The organism is Vreelandella nigrificans (assembly GCF_002374315.1).
Classification (GTDB): domain Bacteria; phylum Pseudomonadota; class Gammaproteobacteria; order Pseudomonadales; family Halomonadaceae; genus Vreelandella; species Vreelandella nigrificans.
The window spans coordinates 276530-301629 of sequence record NZ_NWUX01000002.1; the positions used below are offsets into that span (position 1 = coordinate 276530).

At 52.3% G+C, this 25100-nt stretch carries 18 protein-coding genes, 4 tRNA genes and 2 pseudogenes; 17 read left to right on the plus strand and 7 right to left on the minus strand.

The annotated features are described in order from the left end of the window. The first annotated feature begins 22 nt into the window (after positions 1-22). Positions 23-1441: an FAD-dependent oxidoreductase gene (locus CPA45_RS04465; protein ID WP_096650427.1), complete on the plus strand. Its 1419-nt coding sequence runs from the start codon at positions 23-25 to the stop codon at positions 1439-1441. A 29-nt stretch (positions 1442-1470) separates the two neighbouring features. Here the strand turns inward: CPA45_RS04465 and CPA45_RS23165 are convergent, their stop codons facing one another. Then, complete coding sequence (locus CPA45_RS23165) at positions 1471-1593, minus strand: hypothetical protein (protein ID WP_279628795.1); 123 nt, start codon at positions 1591-1593, stop codon at positions 1471-1473. A gap of 147 nt (positions 1594-1740) precedes the next feature. Here CPA45_RS23165 and CPA45_RS04470 point away from each other — a divergent pair, with 147 nt between their 5' ends. The 3 genes from CPA45_RS04470 to eno all read left to right on the plus strand — a co-directional run bounded on the left by CPA45_RS04470 (position 1741) and on the right by eno (position 5674). Beyond that, a complete protein-coding gene (locus CPA45_RS04470; protein WP_078088560.1) occupies positions 1741-3396 on the plus strand; it encodes a CTP synthase in 1656 nt (551 codons plus the stop codon). Between the two features lie 55 nt (positions 3397-3451). Next, positions 3452-4315, plus strand: coding sequence for a 3-deoxy-8-phosphooctulonate synthase (kdsA, locus tag CPA45_RS04475; protein ID WP_096650598.1), 864 nt, complete (start codon positions 3452-3454; stop codon positions 4313-4315). A 69-nt stretch (positions 4316-4384) separates the two neighbouring features. Beyond that, on the plus strand, positions 4385-5674 hold the full coding sequence (gene eno, locus CPA45_RS04480) for a phosphopyruvate hydratase (RefSeq protein WP_096650428.1): 1290 nt from the start codon (positions 4385-4387) through the stop codon (positions 5672-5674). Positions 5675-6244: 570 nt separating this feature from the next. Here eno and fdxA read toward each other — a convergent pair. Continuing rightward, a complete protein-coding gene (fdxA, locus tag CPA45_RS04490; RefSeq protein WP_044628866.1) occupies positions 6245-6568 on the minus strand; it encodes a ferredoxin FdxA in 324 nt (107 codons plus the stop codon). 153 nt (positions 6569-6721) lie between these two features. Then, positions 6722-9295: a DNA mismatch repair protein MutS gene (gene mutS / locus CPA45_RS04495; protein WP_096650430.1), complete on the minus strand. Its 2574-nt coding sequence runs from the start codon at positions 9293-9295 to the stop codon at positions 6722-6724. Between the two features lie 148 nt (positions 9296-9443). Between mutS and CPA45_RS04500 the strand changes: the two genes are divergently transcribed. From CPA45_RS04500 to CPA45_RS04545, 10 genes are all read left to right on the plus strand, one after another. Next, entirely contained in the window at positions 9444-9971 is a 528-nt protein-coding gene (locus CPA45_RS04500; protein WP_096650431.1) for a CinA family protein, read from the plus strand. A gap of 96 nt (positions 9972-10067) precedes the next feature. Beyond that, the gene (recA, locus tag CPA45_RS04505) at positions 10068-11132 is read left to right on the plus strand and encodes a recombinase RecA (protein WP_096650432.1); all 1065 of its coding nucleotides are present in this window, start codon (positions 10068-10070) and stop codon (positions 11130-11132) included. A 44-nt stretch (positions 11133-11176) separates the two neighbouring features. Beyond that, entirely contained in the window at positions 11177-11656 is a 480-nt protein-coding gene (locus CPA45_RS04510; protein ID WP_096650433.1) for a regulatory protein RecX, read from the plus strand. Between the two features lie 139 nt (positions 11657-11795). Continuing rightward, complete coding sequence (gene alaS / locus CPA45_RS04515; protein WP_096650434.1) at positions 11796-14408, plus strand: alanine--tRNA ligase; 2613 nt, start codon at positions 11796-11798, stop codon at positions 14406-14408. 106 nt (positions 14409-14514) lie between these two features. After that, a complete protein-coding gene (locus CPA45_RS04520) occupies positions 14515-15765 on the plus strand; it encodes an aspartate kinase (RefSeq protein WP_078088551.1) in 1251 nt (416 codons plus the stop codon). A gap of 197 nt (positions 15766-15962) precedes the next feature. Next, a complete protein-coding gene (csrA, locus tag CPA45_RS04525) occupies positions 15963-16151 on the plus strand; it encodes a carbon storage regulator CsrA (RefSeq protein ID WP_078088550.1) in 189 nt (62 codons plus the stop codon). Between the two features lie 125 nt (positions 16152-16276). Continuing rightward, positions 16277-16369: transfer RNA gene (locus CPA45_RS04530), tRNA-Ser, on the plus strand. A 96-nt stretch (positions 16370-16465) separates the two neighbouring features. After that, positions 16466-16542, plus strand: a tRNA-Arg gene (locus CPA45_RS04535). Between the two features lie 83 nt (positions 16543-16625). Beyond that, positions 16626-16702: transfer RNA gene (locus tag CPA45_RS04540), tRNA-Arg, on the plus strand. 83 nt (positions 16703-16785) lie between these two features. Next, positions 16786-16862: transfer RNA gene (locus CPA45_RS04545), tRNA-Arg, on the plus strand. A 130-nt stretch (positions 16863-16992) separates the two neighbouring features. On the opposite strand, the pseudogene CPA45_RS04550 reads toward CPA45_RS04545, so the two are convergent. Then, positions 16993-17238, minus strand: a pseudogene (locus CPA45_RS04550) (dihydrouridine synthase); the annotation flags it as partial. A 383-nt stretch (positions 17239-17621) separates the two neighbouring features. On the opposite strand from CPA45_RS04550, the gene CPA45_RS04555 reads away from it, so the two are divergent. Beyond that, positions 17622-18536: a LysR family transcriptional regulator gene (locus CPA45_RS04555; RefSeq protein ID WP_096650435.1), complete on the plus strand. Its 915-nt coding sequence runs from the start codon at positions 17622-17624 to the stop codon at positions 18534-18536. 541 nt (positions 18537-19077) lie between these two features. Next, positions 19078-20097, plus strand: coding sequence for a class II histone deacetylase (locus CPA45_RS04560; protein WP_244287524.1), 1020 nt, complete (start codon positions 19078-19080; stop codon positions 20095-20097). Positions 20098-20230: 133 nt separating this feature from the next. Here CPA45_RS04560 and CPA45_RS04565 read toward each other — a convergent pair whose 3' ends face one another. Both CPA45_RS04565 and CPA45_RS04570 read right to left on the minus strand, forming a co-directional pair. Then, positions 20231-21685 (minus strand): benzaldehyde dehydrogenase, encoded by a 1455-nt coding sequence (locus CPA45_RS04565; protein ID WP_096650437.1) that lies wholly within the window; start codon positions 21683-21685, stop codon positions 20231-20233. Between the two features lie 109 nt (positions 21686-21794). Further along, positions 21795-23207: an APC family permease gene (locus tag CPA45_RS04570; RefSeq protein ID WP_096650438.1), complete on the minus strand. Its 1413-nt coding sequence runs from the start codon at positions 23205-23207 to the stop codon at positions 21795-21797. Between the two features lie 281 nt (positions 23208-23488). Between CPA45_RS04570 and CPA45_RS04575 the strand changes: the two genes are divergently transcribed. Further along, positions 23489-24832, plus strand: a complete 1344-nt coding sequence (locus CPA45_RS04575; RefSeq protein WP_096650439.1) for an aspartate aminotransferase family protein — start codon at positions 23489-23491, stop codon at positions 24830-24832. A gap of 79 nt (positions 24833-24911) precedes the next feature. Here CPA45_RS04575 and CPA45_RS04580 read toward each other — a convergent pair. Continuing rightward, a pseudogene (locus CPA45_RS04580) lies at positions 24912-25100 on the minus strand (DNA polymerase epsilon catalytic subunit A); the annotation flags it as partial.

Sequence of the window (25100 nt, forward strand, 5' to 3'; positions counted from 1 at the left end):
CATCGCTGAGAGGAGAGAGACCATGGCTAACCGTTTAAATAACGATTTTCAGTTTGTTGATGTGGGTCGTAAAGACCCGCAAAAAAAGCCCGCCCACTTACGCTCAAAAGAGTTTGCGGAAATTTACGAGTCGTTTAAACCGACCGATGCCGCTAGCCAAGCGCATCGCTGCTTACATTGTGGTAACCCGTACTGTGAGTGGAAGTGCCCAGTGCACAACTATATTCCCAACTGGCTGCAGCTGGTGGTGGAAGGCAATATCATTGAAGCGGCTGAGCTTTCCCATAAAACTAACTCGCTGCCGGAAGTGTGTGGCCGTGTGTGCCCCCAGGACCGCCTGTGTGAAGGAGACTGCACGCTGAACGATGGCTTCGGCGCGGTTACCATTGGCTCGGTGGAGAAATACATCACGGATACCGCTTTTGCCATGGGCTGGCGCCCGGATATGTCAAAGGTGGTCTGGACCGATAAAAAGGTGGCCATTGTAGGTGCTGGGCCTGCGGGGCTTGGTTGTGCCGATATCCTGGCGCGCAACGGTGTCAAGCCTGTGGTGTTTGATAAATACCCCGAGATCGGTGGTCTGCTGACATTTGGCATTCCAGAGTTCAAGTTGGAAAAGAATGTGATGGAGCGTCGCCGCGCGGTCTTCGAGGAGATGGGCGTTGAGTTTCGCTTGAATACCGAGATTGGCACCGATATTGAGTTTGATACTCTGCTTCAGGAGTATGATGCGGTTTTCCTGGGTATGGGGACTTACAAATACATGGCTGGAGGCTTCCCCGGTGAAGACCTGCCCGGTGTGTATAAAGCGCTGGATTTCCTGATCGCCAATGTGAATCGTCGTTTAGGGTTTGAAAAAGACCCTAACGACTTTATCTCCATGGAAGGGAAGCGTGTGGTGGTACTGGGCGGTGGTGATACTGCTATGGACTGTAACCGCACCTCGATTCGTCAGCGGGCTGCTAATGTAATCTGTGCCTACCGTCGTGATGAAGAGAATATGCCTGGTTCTCGCCGTGAAGTCGCCAATGCCCGAGAAGAGGGGGTTGAGTTCCTGTTCAACCGCCAACCCGTTGCCGTGGTGGGCGAAGAGAAGGTGGAAGGCGTTAAAGTGGTACGTACGCGCTTGGGTGAGCCTGATGAAAACGGCCGCCGTCGCCCTGAAGTAGTGCCTGGTTCCGAAGAGATCATCGCTGCTGATGCGGTGGTGGTGGCCTTTGGTTTTCAAGCGAGCCCTGCACCCTGGTTCGACAGCGCTAATATTGAACTCAACGACTGGGACTTGGTAAAAGCGCCGGAGCATGGCCAATACGCCTTCCAAACCAGCAATGAAAAAATATTTGCTGGTGGTGATATGGTGCGCGGTTCCGACTTGGTGGTCACCGCAATTTATGAAGGCCGCCAAGCTGCTGAAGGGATTTTGAATTACCTGGGCGTTTGATAGTGAGGTTGGGGAAGTGCCCAAGCGGGCTACTTCCCCGCCCAAGGCCTGCGTGAAGGTGCTGTGACTCCATCCATGGGGGCAACTTTTGTCATCTGACGGCCTGGGGCGGCGGAAATGCCGGAAAAGCAGGCATCACTTTTTCCGGCCATGACCAAAGATCCTCTCTTAGGTTTGGCTTTGGCATTGCCCATCAAGGGCAGTTCAAATTGAGCCTTAAGGCGTATTCTGCTATTCTGTCGTCCCATCCTGGTGTGGCTTTCTGTTACGCCTTTTGATCACGTTTCGACAGGTTTTCCATGACACGATATATCTTCGTGACCGGCGGCGTTGTGTCCTCTCTTGGCAAGGGCATCGCGTCAGCCTCGCTGGCGGCGATTCTCGAGGCCCGCGGCCTTAAGGTCACCATGCTCAAGCTCGACCCGTACATCAATGTGGACCCGGGCACTATGAGTCCTTTCCAGCACGGCGAGGTGTTCGTCACCGAGGATGGCGCCGAGACGGATCTGGACCTCGGGCACTACGAGCGCTTTATTCGTACTAAAATGACCCAAGGTAATAATTTCACCACAGGCCGTGTGTACGAGCACGTGCTGCGTAAAGAGCGTCGTGGTGATTACCTGGGTGGCACCGTTCAGGTCATTCCGCACATCACCGATGAGATCAAGCAGCGCGTCTACGCCGGTGGTGAAGGCTTCGATGTGGCGTTGGTGGAAATCGGTGGAACGGTAGGTGATATTGAATCGCTGCCCTTCCTAGAGTCGATTCGCCAGATTCGCAGCGAGTTGGGGGCTAACCGCGCTCTTTTCATGCACCTTACACTGGTGCCGTACATCAAGACCGCTGGCGAAACCAAAACCAAGCCAACTCAGCATAGCGTCAAAGAGTTGCGCTCTATCGGTATCCAGCCGGATATTCTGATCTGCCGCAGCGAAGTGGAACTTGAAGAGAGCGAGCGTCGTAAAATCGCCCTGTTCACCAACGTGGAAGAGCGTGCAGTGGTGCCGCTGCAGGATGCTGACACCATCTACCGTATTCCGCTGATGCTGCACGAGCACGGTTTGGACGATATTGTTTGCGACAAGCTACGTCTGGAAGCAGAACCAGCTGATCTTTCTGAGTGGGTTAAGGTCTTGGACGCCAAGCTGAATCCGCTGAAATCGGTCAGCATCGCCATGGTTGGTAAGTACATGGAACTGCTTGATGCCTACAAGTCGCTTAACGAAGCGCTAATTCATGCTGGCATCCAAGGGCGTATCAAGGTTAACGTCGACTATATCGACTCTGAAGATATTGAGCGCCACGGCACAGAGCGATTGGCGGGTAAAGACGCCATTCTAGTGCCGGGTGGTTTTGGCGAGCGTGGCGTGGAAGGCAAAATTCTCACTGCCCAGTTTGCCCGTGAAAACAACATTCCCTATCTGGGTATTTGTTTAGGTATGCAGGTGGCTGTCATTGAGTTTGCCCGCAATGTGGCAGGCTGGGAAGACGCTAACTCCACCGAATTTACCCACGACACTAAGCACCCGGTGGTGGGGCTGATTACCGAGTGGATTAACGCCGAAGGTAAGATTGAGCTACGCGATGCGGCCTCTGATTTAGGCGGCACAATGCGTCTGGGTGGGCAGGTTTGTCACCTGGCGTCAGGCAGTAAAGCTCGTGAAGCCTACGGTTCCGATGAGATTGTCGAGCGTCACCGCCACCGCTTCGAAGTTAATAACCAGTTTATTGATGAGCTGGAGAAAGCGGGGCTGGTAATCTCGGGTAAGAGCGTCGATCAATCGCTGGTTGAGGTAGTGGAGCTAGCGGACCACCCTTGGTACGTTGCATGCCAGTTCCATCCGGAATTCACCTCAACGCCTCGCGATGGCCACCCACTGTTTTCCGGGTTTGTGAACGCGGCGCTTGAGTATAAAACAGCACGTACCCGTGCCCACGCGGCACCTCAGGAGTAGGGGGGAGCGAGTGTCTTCTAAAAACATGGTTTCCAAAAGTATGGTTTCCAAAAACATGGCTTCTCAAGCTTCACTTCCAGAGCGTCATATTAACGTTGCCGGCCTAACCGCCGGCAATTCTTTGCCGCTGATGCTGCTAGGCGGTATGAACGTACTGGAGTCGGCAGAGCTTGCTGATGAAGTGGCCCAAGCCTACGTTGAAGCGACGCAAAAGCTAGGCATGCCTTATGTATTTAAGGCAAGTTTTGATAAAGCTAACCGCAGCTCGATTCACTCCTATCGTGGTCCGGGCTTGGAGAAAGGCTTACAAATTCTGGCGGATATTAAAGCCCGCTACGGCGTGCCGATTATCACCGATGTGCATGAACCATGGCAGGCTGAGCCTGCGGCGGAAGTTGCCGATATTATCCAGCTACCAGCATTTTTGGCTCGCCAAACCGATTTAGTGGTCGCGATGGCCAAAACTGGAGCGGCCATCAATATTAAGAAGCCGCAGTTTCTGGCTCCCCATGAAATGCGCCATATTCTGAGCAAGTTTCAGGAAGCAGGCAACGATCGCCTAATGTTATGCGAGCGGGGTACAAGCTTTGGTTATAACAACTTGATTGTTGATATGCTCGGTGTTGGGGATATGAAGCAGACGGGCTATCCAGTGTTCTTCGACGTTACCCACGCGCTACAGCGCCCAGGTGGACGTGCTGATAGCGCTGATGGTCGCCGTGCCCAAGTCGCAGAGCTGGCCCGGGCAGGTGTTGCGGTTGGTTTGGCTGGATTGTTTTTGGAAGCGCATCCAGACCCAGATAACGCCAAATGCGATGGCCCGTGCGCACTGCCGTTAGATCAACTGACGCCTTTTTTAACTCAGCTCACGCAGTTGGACACTCTCGTGAAGGGTTTCGACCCGCTGACCATTCGCTGATTGCGGTAATAAACGTAATACAATTGGACGCACCACCATCTATTAGACTTATAACTTAAGGATATTGTCATGACCAAAATTGTTGAAATCAGTGCGCTGGAAGTACTCGATTCCCGTGGAAACCCTACCGTCCAGGCCATGGTTCGTCTGGAAAGTGGTGCTGTGGGTGAGGCCTGTGCACCCAGCGGTGCTTCCACAGGCTCTCGCGAGGCACTTGAGCTGCGCGATGGCGACAAGGCACGTTACCTTGGCAAAGGCGTTTTAAAAGCCGTTGAGGCCGTGAATGGCAAGATCCGTGATGCGTTATTGGGAATGGATGCACGCGATCAACGAGGCCTGGATGACGCCATGCTGGCCTTGGATGGCACTGAAAATAAAGCTAACTTAGGCGCCAATGCTATTTTGGCGGTCTCATTAGCAGCCGCTAAAGCCGCTGCTAATGCTAAGGGTGTGCCGCTGTATGCACACATTGCTGAATTGTACGGTCAGCCAGGCCAGTACAGTATGCCTGTGCCGATGATGAATATTATCAATGGCGGTGAGCACGCAGATAACAACGTCGATATCCAGGAGTTCATGGTACAGCCGGTGGGTGCGGCCAATTTCCGTGAAGGCCTGCGTATGGGGGCGGAAATTTTCCATGCATTAAAAAAAGTACTGTCGGCCAAAGGGCTTTCTACCTCAGTAGGGGATGAGGGTGGTTTTGCGCCTGACTTGGCCTCTAATGCTGATGCGCTGGCAGTTATTAAACAGGCTGTGGCTGATGCGGGGTACACGCTAGGTAGTGATGTTACGCTGGCACTCGACTGCGCTTCATCTGAGTTCTACAAAGATGGCCAGTACAACCTTTCCGGCGAGGGTAAAAGTTACGACGCTGAAGGCTTTACTGATTACCTAGCGGGCCTGTGCGCTGACTATCCAATCGTGTCCATCGAAGACGGTATGGATGAGTCCGACTGGGCAGGCTGGAAAGCACTAACTGATAAGCTGGGTGACAAAGTTCAGCTGGTAGGTGATGACCTGTTTGTTACCAATACCAAAATCCTTAAGCGCGGCATCGATGAACAGATCGGTAACTCCATCCTGATCAAGTTCAACCAGATTGGTTCGCTGTCTGAGACTTTGGATGCGATCAAAATGGCCCAGGATGCGGGCTTCACTGCAGTTATCTCACACCGTAGTGGTGAAACAGAAGATACCACCATCGCTGATTTAGCCGTGGGGACCTGTGCAGGCCAGATTAAAACAGGCTCGCTATGCCGTTCTGACCGTGTCGCTAAGTACAACCGCTTGTTGGTGATTGAGGCCGAGCTTGGCGATGTTGTTTACCCCGGTTTAAAGGCAATTAAAGGGCAGTAAGCGTATAAATGATGCTTGCGTGTAAGAGATCTCTCAAGATTTTGTAAGAGATCTCCTACAAATGCCGACGACATTCGCTCGAATTGGGTAAGAAAAAACGAAATTTTTCACTAATTTTAATTTAAGTGATTGTTATTTAAGGTGTTGTTAAAAAGAGGCGAGCCGATAAGGCTCGCCTTTTGCATTTTTGGCCTCCTTGAGGTGCCTCAGTTATCTGTCACAATGTATTCAGGACTAGGGGAGGCAAGGATGCTTCAGGCAGGATGCAACGGGATGCAGGTAGGTGTGCTGGGTGACATAGTGACATGGGCCCCGGCAGGGACATCACCTAAGGAAGTTGACATAGGGAGTGGTCAGAGGAAGTGCTTGGAGCGGGCGGCCTACGGGCCGCCTTTTTTTATGTGTGCCATCCACACAAAAACCAGCGCAAGCGCTGGCTTTGAAAAGTACTGGTAACGAAAGCACTGGTAACAAAAGTACTCCTATTAACAATCAAGTACTTTTAATAGGAGTGGCTTGTAAGAATTGGTTTCCAACAAACAGCTTCTCGGAACGAGAGGCGTGAGCAGGTTAACGTTCTAACTTTTCAAGCTTACCTGTTTTACCATCCCACTCTTCAGCATCAGGCAGAGGGTCTTTCTTCTCTGCGATGTTTGGCCATACCTCTGCAAGCTCCGCGTTTATCTCGATAAACTGCTCCTGGCCATCAGGTAGCTCATCTTCCGAAAAGATTGCCTCGGCAGGGCACTCTGGCTCACACAGTGCGCAGTCGATGCACTCGTCTGGGTGAATGACCAGAAAATTGGGGCCTTCGTAGAAGCAGTCGACCGGGCAGACTTCCACACAGTCGGTGTATTTGCACTGGATGCAGTTCTCGGTAACGACAAACGTCATCTTGCTATCCCTCTTGCTAGACCGGATGCTTCCGGTCGTGGTCAATCGTGAATGGTTATAAACCAGCGGTTTTTTATAAGCTAAAGTGTATGAGCGACATTCTAGTGGTGCCCTCTCGCGGCGGCAAGCGCTTGCGCTCATCCATTGACACATTCACAGCAACTCTCGCCATTGATACAGCAGTGCCAGAGCTTCGCGGGGAGATAAATCATCTATGTCTGCTTTGCCAAGAGCATCCACTACCGGGTGAGGGGCGCTAGCAAACAAATCGTTCTGTTGCGGCGCTTCCATGCTGGCTGGGGCAGGATGGTGTTGTTGTTGGTCAACATCGCGCTGTTCCAAAGCAATGAGCTTTTCACGTGCCCTAGCAATGACCGGGGTGGGGACGCCAGCCAGCTGTGCAACCTGTAAGCCGTAGCTCTGACTGGCAGGGCCAGCCTCAATACGGTGCATAAAGACGATGCCATCGCCGTGCTCGGTAGCCGTTAGGTGGATATTCGCCACCCCGTTTGCCTGCTCCGGCAGCGCGGTCATTTCAAAATAGTGGGTGGCAAACAGCGTTAACGCGCGTGCAGCCGCCAAATGCTCAGCACTTGCCCAGGCCAGTGAGAGGCCGTCAAAGGTGCTGGTACCACGCCCAATTTCATCCATGAGCACTAGGCTGTGCTCAGTCGCGTTGTGCAGGATGTTCGCGGTTTCCGTCATCTCCACCATGAAGGTAGAGCGTCCGCCTGCTAGGTCGTCGGAGGAGCCAATGCGGGTAAAAATACGGTCAATAGGTCCAATTTCAGCGGCGCTGGCGGGCACAAAACTGCCGCTATGGGCGAGCAGGGCAATTAGCGCGGTTTGGCGCATGTAGGTGGATTTACCGCCCATGTTAGGGCCGGTGATAATGAGCATATGCTGATCGGGAGATAGCGTGACATCGTTAGGCACAAACGGTTTGTCACTAACGTGCTCAACCACTGGGTGGCGGCCTGCGCTAATGGTGATGCCGGTAGCATCCACTAATTGCGGGCGTACCCAGTTAAGCGCCTCGGCACGTTCGGCAAATGCACACAATACATCCAGCTCGGCCAGTGCTCGTGAGGTGCTCTGCAGCGCGTGTAGCTGTGCATTTAGTTCACTCATTAGGCGTTCGTAGAGCCACTTTTCACGGGTTAGCGCCCGTGACTTAGCCGAGAGTGCTTTATCCTCAAACTCTTTTAACTCGGGAATAATAAAGCGTTCGGCGTTTTTCAGCGTTTGACGTCGGATATAGTCTGCTGGTGCCTGCTGTGCCTGAGAGCGGGGTAGTTCAATGAAATAACCGTGCACTCGGTTGTAACCGACTTTCAGATTGGCTAGGCCGGTACGCTCGCGTTCGCGTAGCTCTAGTTGGACTAAATAGTCGCCAGCATTCTCAGCCATGCCGCGATGTTCATCCAGCTCAGCGTCAAAACCGTCGGCAATCACGCCACCATCGCGAATCACGACCGGCGGATTCTCGACCAGCGCGCGGGTGAGTGTATCGGCCATTTCTGGGTAGGGCCGAATGTGTGGCTTAATGCTATCTAAGGCACTGCCGCTATCAATCTCGCTAAGTAGTTGCTCCAGTGCGGGTAGTGTCGTCAGCGCATCGCGAAGGCGTGCTAAATCACGTGGACGAGCACTATAGAGCGCTACACGGCCAAGAATACGCTCGACATCACCCACATCGCTTAACGTCTCGCGAAGTGGTTGGTAGGCAGCATCGATTGACAGGAGAGCCACGCCTGCCTGGCGTCCTTCCACAATGTCGCGCTGGCGTAGTGGGCGGTTAAGCCAGCGTTTTAACAGCCGAGAGCCCATGGCAGTGGTGCAAGTGTCTAAAACACTGGCTAGGGTATTTTCGCTGTTGCCGCCCAGATTAATATCAATTTCTAGGTTGCGGCGGCTGGCCGCATCAATCACTACCGCATCGTCACGGTTTTCCACGCTGATGGCGGTAACGTGGGGTAGGCGTGAGCGCTGGGTATCGCGAGCGTAGTCAATCAGCACACCAGCAGCCACCAGAGCTGTGGTTAGGTGTGCACAGCCAAAGCCGCGTAAATCCTGTACTTCAAATTGATCACACAGGCTGCGGGTTGCGCTTTCTAAATCAAATAGCCATTCGCCCTGGCGGCGTAGACTGCGTTTTTGCGACCAGGCATCGGGCAGCGTTAGGCTTTCTGGTACCAGCAGTTCGGCAGGAGATAAGCGGGTTAATTCCGCCAACATCTCTGCTTCGCTTGCTACTTCCAGTACATTAAAGCGACCGCTGGAGAGCTCTAGCCAGGCAAGGCCCCAGCTGTCTTTTCCAGGGGAGACTGACACTAGTACGTTATCGCGGCGCGCATCTAACAGGGCTTCGTCATGGAGTGTGCCAGGGGTGACAATCCGTACAACTTGGCGTTCAACGGGGCCTTTGCTGGTAGCGGGGTCGCCAATCTGCTCGCAAATAGCCACGGATTCGCCAGTAGCTACTAATCGAGCTAAATACCCCTCAGCGCTATGATAAGGAATGCCAGCCATGGGGATCGGTTTGCCACCGGACTGGCCTCGCTGAGTAAGGGTGATGTCCAGCAGTGCTGAAGCACGTTTGGCATCATCAAAAAACAGTTCGTAGAAATCCCCCATACGGTAAAACAGCAGTACCTCGGGGTGGTCGCGTTTGATTTTAAGATATTGCGCCATCATTGGCGTGTGCTGGGGGCTGGCCTGTGACATGGGTGTCCTGGTTGAGCGTGGCGCAAGCCATTGGGCTTACAGCAGGTTCTTTGGGCAATTTCTTTGAGCAATTTCTTTGAGCAATTTCTTTGAGAAAGATAAACGCAGTATTCTACGCTACCCTAAGGTCTCACATGAAGGAGTCACAATGGCACCTAGCGTTTCTAGCCTTAAGAATCTCGATTTGTCGCTACTTGCTCAGCGGCTTGGGCGGCTATGTAAGCAGCTTGGTATTGAAGTCACCACGGCTGAGTCGTGCACCGGTGGTGGTGTTTCAAGCGCAATTACATCGGTAGCGGGCAGTTCTAGCTACTTCACCTCGGGCTACGTGACTTACTCTAATGCGGCTAAAACGCGTTTATTGAACGTGCCGCCGACAACGCTAGAAGCTCATGGGGCTGTCAGTGAGGCGGTTGTCAAAGCGATGGTCGAGGGCGCTTGCCGAGAGAGCGGCGCTGGCCTTGCGGTTGCCGTGAGCGGCGTTGCAGGCCCAGATGGCGGCAGTGTTGATAAGCCCGTGGGCACCGTATGGTTGGCCTGGGGAGACACTGACCACCAGCAGGCGGAGTGTTTTCACTTTCCAGGTGATCGCCAAGCGGTGCGAGAGCAGGCTGTGCGCCAAGCTCTTGCAGGGTTGGTGGTGCGATTGGATACTCTTGCGAAGGCGTGTAAGTAGAAATAATTGTGAGAAAGCGAAGCCGAGGATTTGTTTACGGCTCAATCTTTGGCATACTACTGGCTAATTATACAGCTTGTTATGAGGAATCTCTGCATGGCTCAGGAAGACAACCGCACAAAAGCGCTTAATGCTGCACTTAGCCAGATTGATCGCCAGTTTGGCAAAGGTACTGTTATGCGCCTTGGCGACGCGCCTCGCGTCATTATGCCGTCTGTCTCCACTGGTTCGCTGGGGCTTGATATCGCACTTGGCATTGGCGGTCTGCCTTATGGCCGTGTCTGCGAAATCTTTGGCCCGGAATCTTCCGGTAAAACGACCCTGACCCTCTCGGTGATTGCTCAGGCGCAAAAGCAGGGCAAAGTGTGTGCGTTCGTGGATGCTGAGCACGCCCTTGACCCCAGCTACGCTGAAAAGCTTGGTGTTAATCTGGATGACTTGCTCGTTTCCCAGCCAGACACTGGCGAGCAAGCGCTTGAAATTACCGACATGCTGGTGCGCTCTGGCGGTGTCGATGTGATTGTTATCGACTCAGTCGCTGCCTTGACCCCGCGTGCTGAAATCGAAGGCGAAATGGGTGATTCCCATGTAGGCCTACAAGCGCGTTTGATGTCCCAGGCACTGCGTAAAATCACCGGTAACATCAAAAACGCTAACTGCTTAGTGATCTTTATCAATCAGATCCGTATGAAGATTGGCGTTATGTTTGGTAGTCCTGAAACCACTACAGGTGGCAATGCGCTTAAGTTCTATGCCAGTGTGCGTTTGGATATTCGACGCACCGGCTCGGTGAAAGTGGGTGATGAAGTCACCGGTAACGAAACTCGTGTGAAAGTGGTTAAAAACAAGGTGGCTCCACCGTTCCGCCAAGCTGAATTCCAGATTCTGTACGGCAAAGGTATTTATCATGCCGGTGAGGTCATTGATCTTGGTGTGCAGTGCAGCCTAGTCGACAAAGCTGGTGCCTGGTACAGCTATAAAGGTAAGAAAATCGGTCAGGGTAAAGCGAACTCGGCACTGTATCTGGAAGAGCATCCTGAAATCATGCTTGAGATCGAAACCCAGATTCGCGATCAGTTGTTGGCCAAAGCTGAGCCTAAAAAAGAAGAGGCAGCGTCTGTTGCAGATGTTGCCGCTGATAGCGATGACGATTTGCTATAAACCGCTGCGTGGTGCTGGGCGCTAAACCACTGTGAGTGATTACTATGTTTTCTTCCGGTGGTGAGTCAACTCCACGTGAAGTGGCTATTCAATTACTGGCTCGGCGCGAATACTCTCGCGCCGAGTTGGTGCGCAAGTTGCAGCAGAAGTCCTTTGAGAATGATGACATCACGGCTTGCCTGGATGTTCTTGCAGAGCAGGCGCTGCAATCCGATTCCCGCTTCGCCGAGAGCTTTGTACGGTCACGTATTGCCCGCGGGCAGGGTGTCATCCGTATTAAAGGCGAGCTACGCCAGCGTGGTATTGATCAAGAAACGTTAGCAGCTGCACTTGCTGCCGTTGAAGAGCGCGAAGATGTGGACTGGTTTGAGCTAGCCCGCGAGACGTTGGCTCGGCGCTACACCTCCCTAGGTGAGTCCCCTAAAGAGCGTGCCAAGCGCGAACGCTTTCTGGCATCTCGTGGGTTTAACTTTGAGCAAATTCGCTACGCTCTTACCTGCCTATCTGACTCCTTTTCTCAGTAAATATGCCCTCTGTTTGAATCTCTGCCACTAACTGCGGCTTTAGTCGTTTGACAACTACGTTATAATGGATCCTTTGCGACCCCAGCGGGTGGCGGCGACAGCGCCCTGGGGCATCACGCTTTCTTGTTACGGATACCCTATGAAAAGCGCAGAACTCAGACAGGCCTTTCTTGATTACTTCGAACAGCAGGGGCACACCATCGTGCCAACTGGATCACTAGTCCCGGGCAACGATGCCACCCTGTTGTTCACTAATGCAGGCATGGTGCCCTTTAAAGATGTCTTTCTAGGTCGTGACCCGCGCCCCTATGTGCGAGCCACTTCTGCACAGCGCTGCGTACGGGCTGGCGGTAAGCATAACGATTTGGACAATGTTGGTTATACTGCGCGCCACCATACCTTCTTTGAAATGCTTGGTAATTTTAGTTTTGGGGATTACTTCAAGCACGATGCGATTCGCTTCGCTTGGCAGTTTCTCACCGAGCGACTTGGGCTGCCTGCAGAGAAGTTATGGGTCACAGTATTTACTGAAGACGACGAGGCCTACAATATCTGGGCCGATGAAATTGGAGTACCTCACGAACGTATCGCGCGTATCGGTGCAAAAGATAACTTCTGGCAGATGGGGGATACCGGTCCTTGTGGTCCCTGTTCAGAGATCTTCTACGACCACGGCCCCGAGGTTTGGGGTGGCCCGCCGGGAAGCCCAGAAGAGGATGGCGACCGCTATATCGAGATCTGGAACCTCGTATTTATGCAGTTCGATCGCGATGCTTCGGGTACGCTAAACCCACTGCCTAAGCCTTCCATTGATACCGGCATGGGGTTAGAGCGCGTGGCCGCTGTAATGCAGGGGGTGCACTCCAACTACGAAATCGACCTGTTCCAGAACCTGCTAAAAGCGGCAGCTGATGCCACTGGCCACAGCGACACCAGCACGCCTTCGTTGCGGGTCATTGCCGACCATATTCGTTCCTGCGCCTTTTTGATTGTCGATGGCGTACTACCTTCCAATGAAGGGCGTGGCTATGTGCTGCGTCGGATCATCCGTCGGGCGATTCGCCATGGCCACAAACTGGGTGCCACTGAACCCTTCTTCTATAAGCTGGTTGCAGCGCTGGATACCGAAATGGGCGCTGCCTACCCCGAGCTTCGCGAAGCCAGCGACCAAATTGCCCGCGTACTACTAAAAGAAGAGGAGCAGTTTGCCCGCACACTGGATCACGGTATGGGGCTTTTGAATGCTGCACTTGAAGAGCTTCAGGGCAATGTGTTGTCTGGTGAGACGGTGTTTAAGCTATACGATACCTATGGCTTCCCCTATGACCTTACTGCTGATGTATGCCGTGAGCGGGAAGTTTCTCTGGATGAAGAGGGCTTCCAACGTGAGTTAGAAGCCCAGCGTGAGCGTGCTCGTGCTGCTAGCCAGTTTGGCGCTGATTACAGCGCATCCATTGAGCTAGAAGGTGAAACCCAGTTCACCGGTTACGAGCAATTAGAAGACCAAGCCACAGTTACTGCCCTTGTCGATAGTGAAGGAAATGCTCTGGCCGCTCTGGAAGCTGGTCAGAAGGGGACCGTGGTGCTAGATCGCACGCCGTTTTACGGTGAGTCGGGCGGTCAAGTGGGCGACACCGGCTATCTATATGTAGCTGGTGGGCGCTTTCAGGTAACAGATACCCAGAAGCAGAGCGGTCACCATCTTCACCAAGGGATGATGGTGGAGGGGGTATTAAATGTTGGTGCAAGCGTGCGTGGCGAAGTAGATGCTAGCTTGCGCGGTGCCACCATTCGTAACCACTCAGCAACCCACTTGCTGCATAAAGCGCTACGCATGGTATTAGGCGATCACGTACAGCAGAAGGGCTCTCTAGTGAACGCTGAGCGCCTACGTTTTGATTTTAGCCATTATGAGCCGATGACTGCTGAGCAACTGGCTGAAGTTGAGCGGCTGGTCAATGAGCAAATTCTGGCTAATGCGCCGACGAAGATTGAGCAAATGAGCTTGGCTGATGCCAAGGCAAAAGGGGCGGCAGCACTGTTTGAAGCTAAATATGCTGACAGCGTACGTGTGTTGACCATTGGGGCCGATGACTTCTCTATCGAGTTATGTGGCGGTACCCATGTTAATCGCAGCGGTGATATTGGCTGCTGCCATGTGATTAGCGAAGTGGGCATTGCCTCAGGAGTACGCCGCATAGAAGCCATTACCGGTGAAAATGCGCTGGCGTATTTCCGTGAGCAAGAAGCACGTGTGCAGCGCCTGGGCGAGCGTTTGAAAACCAAGCCCGATCAGGTTGAGGCGCGAGTTGAGTCGCTGGTTGAGCGCAATCGTGCGCTTGAGAAAGAGCTTGAACAGCTTAAAGCCAAACTGGCTAGCGCGGCGGGCAGTGACATGCTTAGCCAAGTGCAGGAGGTTAATGGCGTTAAGCTACTGGTCACCCAGTTGGAAGGGGTTTCTGGTAAAGATTTGCGTGGCGTGCTCGACCAATTAAAAAATAAGCTGGGCTCAGGTGTGGTGATGCTCGGAGTAGCTGATGCGGCAGCCGGTAAAGTGAGCCTCATTGCAGGGGTAACTCAGGATTTGACGGGCCGCGTTAAAGCAGGCGAGCTGGTTAACCACGTTGCCTCGCAGGTGGGAGGTAAAGGTGGTGGTCGCCCGGATATGGCGCAAGCCGGCGGTAGCCAGCCTGATGCCCTGCCTGGAGCGCTGAACAGTGTTCCTGCCTGGTTGGAAAACACGCTTCGCTAATTAAGGAGGCCGGTGGCATTATCTGCTACCGGCCTTTTTGTTGGTTAAGGAAATCAGTAATAACAACATTCACCCTCCATTCCCGAACGCATAGGAAAAACGGCATATGGCATTATACGTACAGAAGTTCGGCGGCACCTCGGTGGGCTCTGTCGACCGCATCAAGGCCGTGGCGGAAAAGGTCAAAGGTTTTCGCGATCAAGGCCATCAGGTGGTTGTAGTGGTCTCGGCGATGAGCGGCGAGACCAATCGCCTGACCGACATGGCTCATGCCCTTAATGAAGACCCTGCACCGCGTGAAATGGATATGCTGCTGTCAACCGGCGAGCAGGTCACCATTTCGCTGCTAGCCATGGCGCTTCAGCAAATTGGGGTATCTGCCACTTCTCATACGGGAGCTCAGGTAGGCATCCATACCGATAGCGCTTATACCAAAGCGCGTATTCAGCGTATTGAGACCGACGATCTGAAAGCCGATCTGGATGCGGGCAAGGTAGTCGTCGTAGCTGGCTTTCAAGGCGTTGATGAGAACGGCAATATTACAACGCTAGGACGCGGTGGTTCAGACACCACTGGGGTTGCATTGGCTGCAGCGCTAGGTGCCGATGAGTGCCAAATCTATACTGATGTCGATGGTGTTTACACTACCGACCCCCGTGTGTGTTCCAGGGCGCAACGCCTTGAGAGCATTACTGTAGAAGAAATGCTTGAACTAGCGAGCCTAGGCTCCAAAGTGCTGCAAATCCGCGCTGTGGAGTTTGCAGGCAAATACAACGTGCCGCTACGGGTATTGTCGAGCTTTGAAGATGGCCCAGGCACTCTAATTGTTGCAGACGCAGACCAAGACGAGGACTCTATGGAAGAACCGCTGATCTCCGGTATCGCTTTTACCAAAAATGAAGCTAAGCTCACCCTGCTGAATACGCCAGACGTACCTGGTGTCGCCTCACGCATTCTTGGCCCCATTGCCGATGCCAATATCGAAGTCGATATGATTGTCCAAAATGTAGCTCCTGCCGGTGACTATACAGACTTCACCTTCACCGTAGCTAAAGGCGACTACAAAGCGACTAAGAAGCTAATCGAAGAAACCGTTATTCCTGACTTAGGCGGTGGCGAGCTACGCGGCGATGATAATATTGCTAAGGTATCACTGGTGGGGGTAGGTATGCGCTCTCACGCCGGCGTTGCTTCTAAGATGTTCCGCGTGTTGGCGGATGAAAACGTTAATATCCGTATGGTATCGACCTCAGAGATTAAAATTTCTGTGGTGATCGATGAAAAGCATATGGAACTAGCGGTCAACGCCTTACACAAAGCTTTTGGCCTTGATAAGTCAGATATCGAATCTGAATAACAATTATGCTTTAAACCTTCTACGCTGAAGGAGTGATACTTGCTGCCGTGTGGTGGTGAGCTTTCTTTCAACGGGAAGTTGGGGTGTCATGGAGCCAGGGTGATTGGTGACAAGCGACGCCATGCAGCATAATAGGGTGGCGTCGCCTCTGGTGGACACGTCCCGTTGTGTAAAAACGTCTGAGAAGGAGATCAGCCATGCTCATCTTAACCCGCCGCGTTGGCGAAACTCTGATGATCGGAGATGAAATTACCGTCACGGTACTAGGTGTGAAAGGTAATCAAGTGCGTATCGGTGTGAATGCACCTAAAGATGTCGCGGTGCACCGTGAAGAGATCTACCAGCGCATTCAGCGCGAACGTAATAGTGAAAGTGACCCTGAGTAAATGGCCGCGTGGGTTACGTCCGCTGTAGGGCGTTTATGCGGTAACATACGGACGGCGCGAAAAAAAATTGGTGTGGGGCTGGACATTGGTTCTTATAATCGGTAATATTCGCGCCGTGCCGTTGAGGAGAGGTGGCCGAGTGGCTGAAGGCGCTCCCCTGCTAAGGGAGTATAGGGTTTATAGCCCTATCGAGGGTTCGAATCCCTCTCTCTCCGCCAACCGCATGTTAAGTAGTAAATGCTTGAAGCAGTGATGTGACAAGCAGAAGCATTGCAAGACCGAAAAGTTGAAAGACTGAGGTGTTGCAAGGTTAAGCGCCCGTAGCTCAGCTGGATAGAGTACCTGACTACGAATCAGGGGGTCGGAGGTTCGAATCCTCCCGGGCGCGCCACCTTGTAAATATTACCTCTTGAAAGCATAAGTGATTGATGTTAATATGCTTTCATCATTTAGATAGTTAGATGTAACTGTAAAGCGCCCGTAGCTCAGCTGGATAGAGTACCTGACTACGAATCAGGGGGTCGGAGGTTCGAATCCTCCCGGGCGCGCCACCTTGTAAATATTACCTCTTGAAAGCATAAGTGATTGATGTTAATATGCTTTCATCATTTAGATAGTTAGATGTAACTGTAAAGCGCCCGTAGCTCAGCTGGATAGAGTACCTGACTACGAATCAGGGGGTCGGAGGTTCGAATCCTCCCGGGCGCGCCAGATTTTAAAACCCGCTCTCAATGAGAGCGGGTTTTCTGTTTTCTAGCCGGTTCAAGGTGGCTCGCGCCTTGTTCTTGCGATCGTGTAAAGCGCCCCACGCATTTTTGCGGAAGGGCGCTTTTTTTTGGGGCTACGTAAGCGCTGAGTGATTAATACGATCGGTGCTTGCGCTTGCGCTTGCGCTTGCGGGCTCGTATCGCGCGCTGGGAGTACTCGGCAGCAGGCTGCTAAGCAGGGTATCCAGGTCGGTGAGGCGCTTTAGGCGCTGGAAGTGTTGGTCGGCCTCCGTATTGCCCTGGCGCATTTGAGCTAGCCACTGTTTGACGAGCGACACTACAACACGATCGGGGAGGTGTTGGCGCTGCAGAGTGGCGTACCAGCACACCACTCAGACCCTCGAGCTTCGCGGGTCTGTCCGTCCCCGCAGCGCGACCGTCACCATGGTGGCAGGGGCCTTTTCCTATGGCACCATCACGATGAATTACGGGTATCTCCCCGCCTGAAATTGTTGGCTATACAGCTTTTGTTGGTCTTGCTATACCTTCCTCTGCTGGAGCAGACTTATAGGGCGCTGTACTGTACTGACTTTTCGGGAAACTGAGATTCGACTTGTTGCATTTCCGAGCGCCTATCCGGCGTCAGAGGCTAGTGCCGAGGGGCCTACTGTTGGCATGTTCGGTACCGTGGTATGGTCAAACGGTCAACAACAAGGTTTCATCGCGTTTTAACGCTTGAGTTGCGATTCTGGGGGTTACCAATATGGATACGAAACAGCTTTCACTCATGTTTCGTCTTGCCGAGACCCTTCACTTCGGAAAAGCTGCAGAGATTGAAAATATTGCTCAGTCTGGGTTGAGTAATCAGATCTCCAAGCTTGAGCATGAGTTGGGCTTTAGGGTCTTCGAGCGGACCAATCGTCGAGTTTCCCTTTCCGCGGCAGGTGAGCAGTTCATTGATCAAGCACACCTGATGATGGGGCGTCTGGAAAGTACTATTGCAGAATGCCGTGCCATTGCCGAGCAGAACCGTCATATCTTTACTGTTGGCTTTTTCGGCGATGCTGCAGGTGAATTGACGCATTCTATCTTCACTCGATTTCGTCAGGCTAACCCCGAGATCCGGCTGATCGTGAAGGAGTTGACGATGACCAACCAAGTGAAGAGTCTCATTTCAGGCATTGTGGACGCCGCTTTCATGAGGCTGCCGGTCGATGATGCCCGGTTAGAGTATGAGATCATGTTTGATGAACCGCGAGTTGCTGCCGTGCCGGCTTCTCATCCATTAGCAAGTTCCAGGTACTTAAGTATTGGGCAACTTCTGGATAAGCCATTTGCCGTTGCCGGAGAGGGTGCTCCATCTGATTGGGCGTCGTATTGGGCCTTGCGATCTGAACTTGTCGAGCCTTGTCATGTAGGGGCTTTTGTCAAGTCGATCCCAGAAAGCTTGGCAGCCATTGCTTACCAGGGAGCTTTCGACACTTATCCGCTATCGGCGGCCCGCATATTCCAGCATCCCGGAGTGTGCTACATCCCACTTCAGGATGCCACAAGAAGCGAGCTAGCATTGGTAACGGTTAAGGGTAACCGAAGTCCTGCTGTTCTCGCGCTCAAGGAATGTGTGAGGAAGTCGCTAAAGGAAGATATCTCTTGTCTCGCTGGAGCTCACCGGCGTTAGACTTCGTTGTTTTATCCTATTTTACGACTCCACTCCTTTAAGTATGTTTTTAATAAAGACACTTAGTATTTTGAGTGACATAAATAACGTACTAATAGGGTCAGTCGATTGTGAAGCGCTCACTGTTGGTGCAATGATCATTGTTTCAGATTGTTTAATCTGAATTGATTGTTGCGCCACTTTTTGGATTTTGCCAATCTTCAGGAGAAGCTGGTTAAACACTCTGGAAGTTCAAAAAGTGTGTCGCTTGATTATTTTCAGAGTTTCCTCTGGTTTTATCTCTGTCGTATGGCTGAGTTTGGTCAGCTTTTAAAAGCAGGCTGATTTTTGTATCTATATTAATCTTGATGCAAGAGATTAGTCTTTTGTTGTTTTTCGCTAACTGGGATATATGAATTGAAAATATCCTAGTGATATTTATATTTCAAAAACAAAGGGGTATGAGATGCGAAAAAGCGTACTTTTCTATGATGAAAGGACGATGTGGCATAACCCTGGACAAACTGCGCTAATTTTTCCAGTGGGGCAATGGGTGCAGCCTATGCCTAGCTCTCCTAATGTCGAGTCTTCCGAATCTAAGCGACGAATAAAAAACCTAATGGATGTTTCTGGATTACTCGATAAAGTTGAGGTGCGTAGCGCTCCACCCGCTTCTAGAGAAGAGGCGCTGGCAGTTCATCCTGCCCATTACTTGGATCGCTTAAAAGCACTGAGCGATAATGGGGGAGGGTTCATGTCTGAAACATCTCCTGTTGGTCCTCGCTCCTATGAAATCGCATTGTTATCCGCTGGATTGGCGAAAGCTGCTGTTGAGGCGGTATACAAACGGGAGGTAGATAATGCCTACTCTCTTTCGCGCCCCCCAGGTCATCACTGTCTTCCAGATGAGGCAATGGGGGCATGCTGTCTGGCCAATATTCCAATCGCAATCGAGTCCGCCAAGAAGCATCTTGGGGTTGGAAAGGTCGCGGTGGTGGATTGGGATGTCCATCATGGCAATGGAACTCAGGCCATCTATTACGAACGGCCGGATGTCCTGACCATTTCCATTCATCAGGATGGTTGTTTCCCTCCTGGGTATAGCGGGTTGGAAGATACAGGGGAGGGTGATGCGGTAGGAACTAACATTAATATTCCCTTGATGCCAGGCAGTGGTGGGGCTGCTTACCTAGAGGCCTTGAAAAAGGTTGTTGTACCTGCATTGGAGCGTTTTGAGCCTGAGTTGATCATTATTGCCAATGGTGTCGATGCTAATGGTGTCGATCCACTGGCGAGGATGATGTTGCATAGCGATGATTACCGGTCCATGACTTGCATTATGCGAGAAACAGCGGAACGTGTCTGTGGGGGGCGGCTTGCTGTTGTCCATGAGGGTGGCTATGCGGAAGCCTATACTCCCTATTGTGGACTTGCCATCATGGAGGAGCTTTGTGGCTGGCGTACCGATGTCGAAGACCCAGGGCTGAGCTTCATCAAGGCACAACAATCTCCCGAAAGACATCTGGAGTTGCAGAAAGATGTAATAGCAAGCGTCGCCAAGATTCACGGATTGGCTCAGTAAGCCATCGAATAAAGGTTGTTGTTCACCTCTCTTGGGGCATCAGCGGCGGGCAATGAGCCCGCCGTTTTTTCTACCTGTCTATTTTTTCTACCTGTCTACCTGGCGACCCAGCATAGATGCTGGGAAGGGCACGTTAAATAGGATAAGCCTGAGCTTCCGGCTTGATGGTAAGCCACTGCCATTGGGTGAACTCTTCCCAGTTGGCCGGCCCTCCGATACTCGTACCATTGCCCGACTGCCCAGTGCCGCCAAAGGGGTTGCAAACGTCGTCGTTCACGGTCTGGTCGTTGATGTGGAGCAGTCCGACATCGATCCGTTCGCTCAACTGAAGTGCGCGACCGACATCTCGGGTGATAATGCCGGCTGACAGACCATAGTCAGTATCGTTAGCTAGTCGCACGGCCATCTCATCATCATCGAATGGTACGATGACTGCTACTGGACCAAAGATTTCTTCCAGATAGGCTGGATTGTCCGGTGACACATTGCTGAGTACAGTGGGCTCGAAAAATAAGTTCTCGTGGTTGCCCCCGGCTTCTAACGTCGCGCCAGCTTCGACAGCGGACCGGACTAGCATGTGAATATGATCACGTTGGTGCTCATTGATAATGGGGCCGATAGCCACGTCTTGCTGGACTGGGTCGCCTACCTTAAGGTTTCGCGCCTTGGCGACCATACGCTTGACGAACTCGTCGTGGATCTTACGGTGAACGAGAATTCGCCCTGTGGCCATGCAGATCTGGCCTTGGTGGAGGTAGCTGCCCCACGCCGCATTGGAGACGGCAGTATCGAGATCGGCATCATCGAGTACTATCAGGGAATTCTTACCACCGAGTTCGAGCGACACCTTTTTCAAGTGGCGCCCCGCGGATTCTCCGACCTTGCGGCCAGCCTCGGTGGAACCCGTAAACTGAATCATTGCCACATTTGGGTCGGCGACCAGGGCAGCACCGGTCTCACCTCCCCCCGGCAGGACATGAAGAATCCCTTCCGGAGCGCCGGCCAGCTCAAGCAATCTGCCGATGATCAGCCCCCCGCAAATGGCCGTTCGGGGGTCCGGCTTGAGCACGACGCCATTACCGACCGCCAGGGCTGGCGCCACAGCACGAATAGCCAGATAGAGCGGAAAATTAAAGGGAGAAATGACACCGACCACGCCCAGCGGGCGCCGACGAGCCAGGCTCAGGCTTCCCAATTCGGAAGGCAGGATATCACCTTGGGACTGGCCCGGTAGCCCGGCGCTCTCTCTCAGGGCCTTGATAGAAACCTCGACTTCGAAGGCCGCCTTGAGCTTAATGGAGCCTGATTCCCTGATCAGCCATTCGCTAATTTCCTCCCGATGTTCCTCCATTAACATGGCCGCCTTGTACATGATCGCCGAACGCGTCTCTCCGGGCTGAGCCGCCCAGCTGCGTTGAGCGTTGCGCGCTGTTGCGGCAGATGAGGTCATCACGGCTGCATCCGCTATGGCAAACTGCCCCAGTGTCTCCCCGGTCGCGGGCTCGATCGCGGGAGAAATCTCCGTACCCGTAACCCATTGGCCGTTGAAGTATTTACCATTCAAGATGTCATCGGAAAGCATTTTCATACAGTACTCACTCTTGTCATTTTGGACTGTCATTTATCGCACTAGCAGGCGAGACCTTCGCTCGATTTGGTGTTGGACGGTTGAAACGAAGCGTCTGGCCGGTTTTCTATCAGCCAGCTGGAGAGCCGATCACGCCATGCTTAGCAACGGCCCGCCAGCTGTTGAGAGCCCCCAGCAGAGCAACAGCGAGAACGCACCAGGGAAGCATAGTGACGATGCCTCGCTCTACACCACTTAGTGCGGAAAAATTGGTGTAGGCCAAGACTGAGATAAGTAGTAAGCCGAGGGCTCCGATGCCAGGAAGAACTTGGTGTACCCACAGGTTTCTTTCCTTGATCCTTCGGAAGAAGGCAAGCACTGCAAACGCTCCCATTGTCTGTAGCGTAAGGACCGACAGGGTGCCGAGCGCGACCATCAAAACGAAAAGATCGTCGATGGGGTCTGCATCCCCGATCATGAATGCCAGTAGAACCAGAGACGTAGAGCAAGATAGCACGATGCTAGCAATGTACGGGCTGGATTGGCGCGGATGTACATGGCTTAATATTGTAGGAAGAAAACGTTCGCGGGCGAGTGAAAAAAGGTAGCGACAAAGTGCATTATGGAACGATAGCAACACGGCAAAAATGCTGGTAATGGCCAGAATTTTCATCGTAAAGGTTGACCAAGCACCGACATACTCAGTATTCACATCGAAAACGAAGTTGACGAAATTATCGGAAGCAGCAGCCTGGACGTCGCTGGATTGATAGGCAAGCCCGATACACCAGGTCGTCAAGATATAGAATCCACCGATGGTGAGAATAGCAACGTACGTCGCCCGTGGCACGGTGCGCTTCGGGTTCTTGGCTTCTTCTCCATATAATGTCGTCGACTCGAAGCCCACGAAACAGGCAAAAGCAAACATGAGTGCCACTCCCATTCCTGGGGAGATGATTTGAGATGGCATAAAGCCTTGGAACAAGCCGCCCTCGAAATCGGACTGCATCAAGACCGCGATATCGAACAGCAAGAGGATCAGAACCTCCAAAATCATGATCACGCCGAGAACACGTGCGGAAAGGTCAATATTGAGATAGCCGAACAGAGCGACTAGAGCCGCGACAGCGAAAGCGATTGCTCGCCAATCGACCTCAACATTGAAAATCGAGGTAATGAAGTCCGCTCCAAAGGCGGCGAATTGACCATAAACACCGGAAAGCATGCAAACATAAGCCAGTAAAGCAACGCCAGCAGCCATGTGCCCCGCTTTCTTGCCAAGCCCACGACTCACGATATCTGCAAAACCGCCCGCGCTTACAACATAACGGCTCATGGCTGCAAAGCCGATGGCAAAAAGTAACAATACGACCGAAGCGATGAGATATAGCCCTGGTGCGCCAGCACCACCGATGGCGAACACGACAGGGGCAGCACCCAAGGTTGCTCCCAAGGGGGCAGCCGCGGCAACGACGAAGAAGACGATATCAGCAACCCCCAGTGAGGCAGGTTTGAGCTGATGCGGAGACGATTCACAAGGCATGGGGGAGGTTCCTTCGACTGTATTATTTGAATTTATCTTTGTGTGCAGCGTTGTTAGTAAGACTTAATAAGGTCGAAGAAAACAATACTGAAAAAGTGATCATTTAATCGCGGTGAGTGATCATAGTCTGGTTAGTATCAGTATTCCGGTAGGCTTCTTTAGTGATCATTAAAACGGATTGATTTATACGGATTGCGCTATTGTTCGATACAGAGATAAACATAAGATCAGTAGGGCACTTTCAGTCATGATGACATTTATAAAAATTACCGGAGCCGAAGATGAAACTGACCTACGAACAGGCGCTTAATAATTTTTCGGAAAAATTTCACGCCTCCAAGGCTAAGACCCTTGCCGGGCGAGGCCTAATACCAGGTGGATTTAGTCGGCGGACTTTCAATTATGGTCCTCATGCTGTTTTTGTGGAAAAGGGGGATGGACAGTATATTCAAACCATAGAAGGTCACCGTCTTCTGGATTTGAATAACAACTTTTCAACCAATGTAGTTGGTCATAATCATCCGGATATAATTAAAGCCATTACCGATATGATGGATAAAGGGTTTTCTTTTGGAAATCCAACGGATCACGAACTGGAGCTGGCCAGCCTGCTAAGTGACCGAATAGAATCGGTCGAACAAGTTAAATTCTTCTGTTCCGCAAGTGAGGCGTGCCTTGGGGCTATTCGTATCGCACGCTCTTATACTGGAAAAACCAAGATTGCCAAGTTTGAAGGCGGTTATCATGGTTTTGCCGACGACCTTGCGATTTCGACGCATCCCAGCCCAAGTAACTTTCCCGGCCCGGACAATAATCCTCGTTCGCTACCTGATTCTGATGGCATTCCTTCTTACAAGGTGGATAACGTCGTTACCTTGGTACAGAACGACTTTAAAGCCTGTGAAAAGATTCTGCGTAGCCACTCCCACGATACCGCCTGCGTCATCATGGAGCTTCAGTCCGGTGCAGGCGGGATCGTGAGCCTGGACAAGACCTTTGTGGCCAAGATCCGGGAATTGACCAGCGAGCTAGGTATCGTGCTTATCGTTGACGAGACCATGTCGCTTCGCGCATCGACTGGTGGTTTGCAGAAGCTCTACGAGGTCAAGCCTGACTTGACGGTCATGGGCAAGATGATTGGTGGTGGTCTGCCAATCGGTGCAATCGGAGGTTCGCGGGAGGTCTTCAGCGTCGTTGAGGCCAACCAGGTCATGGTGTCTGGAACGCATCACGGTCATCCGATGGCCTGTGCGACCGGGATCGCCTGCCTTAATGTTATGGACGATGCGGCATTCGACAAAATCAATGGTATGGCCGAGCGTATCAAGTCCGAGCTCAATTCATGGGCGAAAGCCAGTGGCATTCCCTTCATCGTTTATGGCTCGTTCTCGATTCTCGGCTATGCTCTGACACGAGAGCTTGGTCAGGAAATCACCACGCACCGTGATTACTGGCACAAAATAGATGAAGATAAGATGTCCATCTATGCGATGGAAATGGCAACCCGAGGATACTACCCGGTTCATCGTGGCCAGATCGGGTTGATGCTACCGATGACCGACGAAGACATTACCGGCTATATCGAAACAACGAAAGATATCGTCAACGCCATTTACAACCATTAACGCTCTTTGTTGATTCTTGTATTTTTTGGGATATGTTTTCGGGCGTGTTTTTTACCTACTTAAGCGCAGTGTGGTTAATTTAGCTGGTGCTTGCTGTCGCTGGTTCATATAGCGCAGCTGGAGCACTCGGCAGCAGGCTGCTAAGCAGGGTGTCCAAGTCGGTGAGGCGCTTTAGGCGCTGGAAGTGTTGGTCGGCCTCCGTATTGCCCTGGCGCATTTGAGCTAGCCACTGTTTGACGAGCGACACTACAACACGATCGGGGAGGTG

Bases quoted from the DNA above. Each gene is read 5' to 3' on its own strand.
- CPA45_RS04500 (WP_096650431.1), top strand. From the start codon at position 9,444: ATGGCACCTAGCGTTTCTAGCCTTAAGAATCTCGATTTGTCGCTACTT.
- CPA45_RS04575 (WP_096650439.1), top strand. From the start codon at position 23,489: ATGAAACTGACCTACGAACAGGCGCTTAATAATTTTTCGGAAAAATTT.
- CPA45_RS04555 (WP_096650435.1), top strand. From the start codon at position 17,622: ATGGATACGAAACAGCTTTCACTCATGTTTCGTCTTGCCGAGACCCTT.
- CPA45_RS04565 (WP_096650437.1), bottom strand. From the start codon at position 21,685: ATGAAAATGCTTTCCGATGACATCTTGAATGGTAAATACTTCAACGGC.
- fdxA (WP_044628866.1), bottom strand. From the start codon at position 6,568: ATGACGTTTGTCGTTACCGAGAACTGCATCCAGTGCAAATACACCGAC.
- CPA45_RS04465 (WP_096650427.1), top strand. From the start codon at position 23: ATGGCTAACCGTTTAAATAACGATTTTCAGTTTGTTGATGTGGGTCGT.
- mutS (WP_096650430.1), bottom strand. From the start codon at position 9,295: ATGTCACAGGCCAGCCCCCAGCACACGCCAATGATGGCGCAATATCTT.
- csrA (WP_078088550.1), top strand. From the start codon at position 15,963: ATGCTCATCTTAACCCGCCGCGTTGGCGAAACTCTGATGATCGGAGAT.
- CPA45_RS04470 (WP_078088560.1), top strand. From the start codon at position 1,741: ATGACACGATATATCTTCGTGACCGGCGGCGTTGTGTCCTCTCTTGGC.
- CPA45_RS04570 (WP_096650438.1), bottom strand. From the start codon at position 23,207: ATGCCTTGTGAATCGTCTCCGCATCAGCTCAAACCTGCCTCACTGGGG.
- CPA45_RS04560 (WP_244287524.1), top strand. From the start codon at position 19,078: ATGCCTAGCTCTCCTAATGTCGAGTCTTCCGAATCTAAGCGACGAATA.
- recA (WP_096650432.1), top strand. From the start codon at position 10,068: ATGGCTCAGGAAGACAACCGCACAAAAGCGCTTAATGCTGCACTTAGC.
- CPA45_RS23165 (WP_279628795.1), bottom strand. From the start codon at position 1,593: ATGGCCGGAAAAAGTGATGCCTGCTTTTCCGGCATTTCCGCCGCCCCA.
- kdsA (WP_096650598.1), top strand. From the start codon at position 3,452: ATGGCTTCTCAAGCTTCACTTCCAGAGCGTCATATTAACGTTGCCGGC.
- CPA45_RS04510 (WP_096650433.1), top strand. From the start codon at position 11,177: ATGTTTTCTTCCGGTGGTGAGTCAACTCCACGTGAAGTGGCTATTCAA.
- eno (WP_096650428.1), top strand. From the start codon at position 4,385: ATGACCAAAATTGTTGAAATCAGTGCGCTGGAAGTACTCGATTCCCGT.
- CPA45_RS04520 (WP_078088551.1), top strand. From the start codon at position 14,515: ATGGCATTATACGTACAGAAGTTCGGCGGCACCTCGGTGGGCTCTGTC.
- alaS (WP_096650434.1), top strand. From the start codon at position 11,796: ATGAAAAGCGCAGAACTCAGACAGGCCTTTCTTGATTACTTCGAACAG.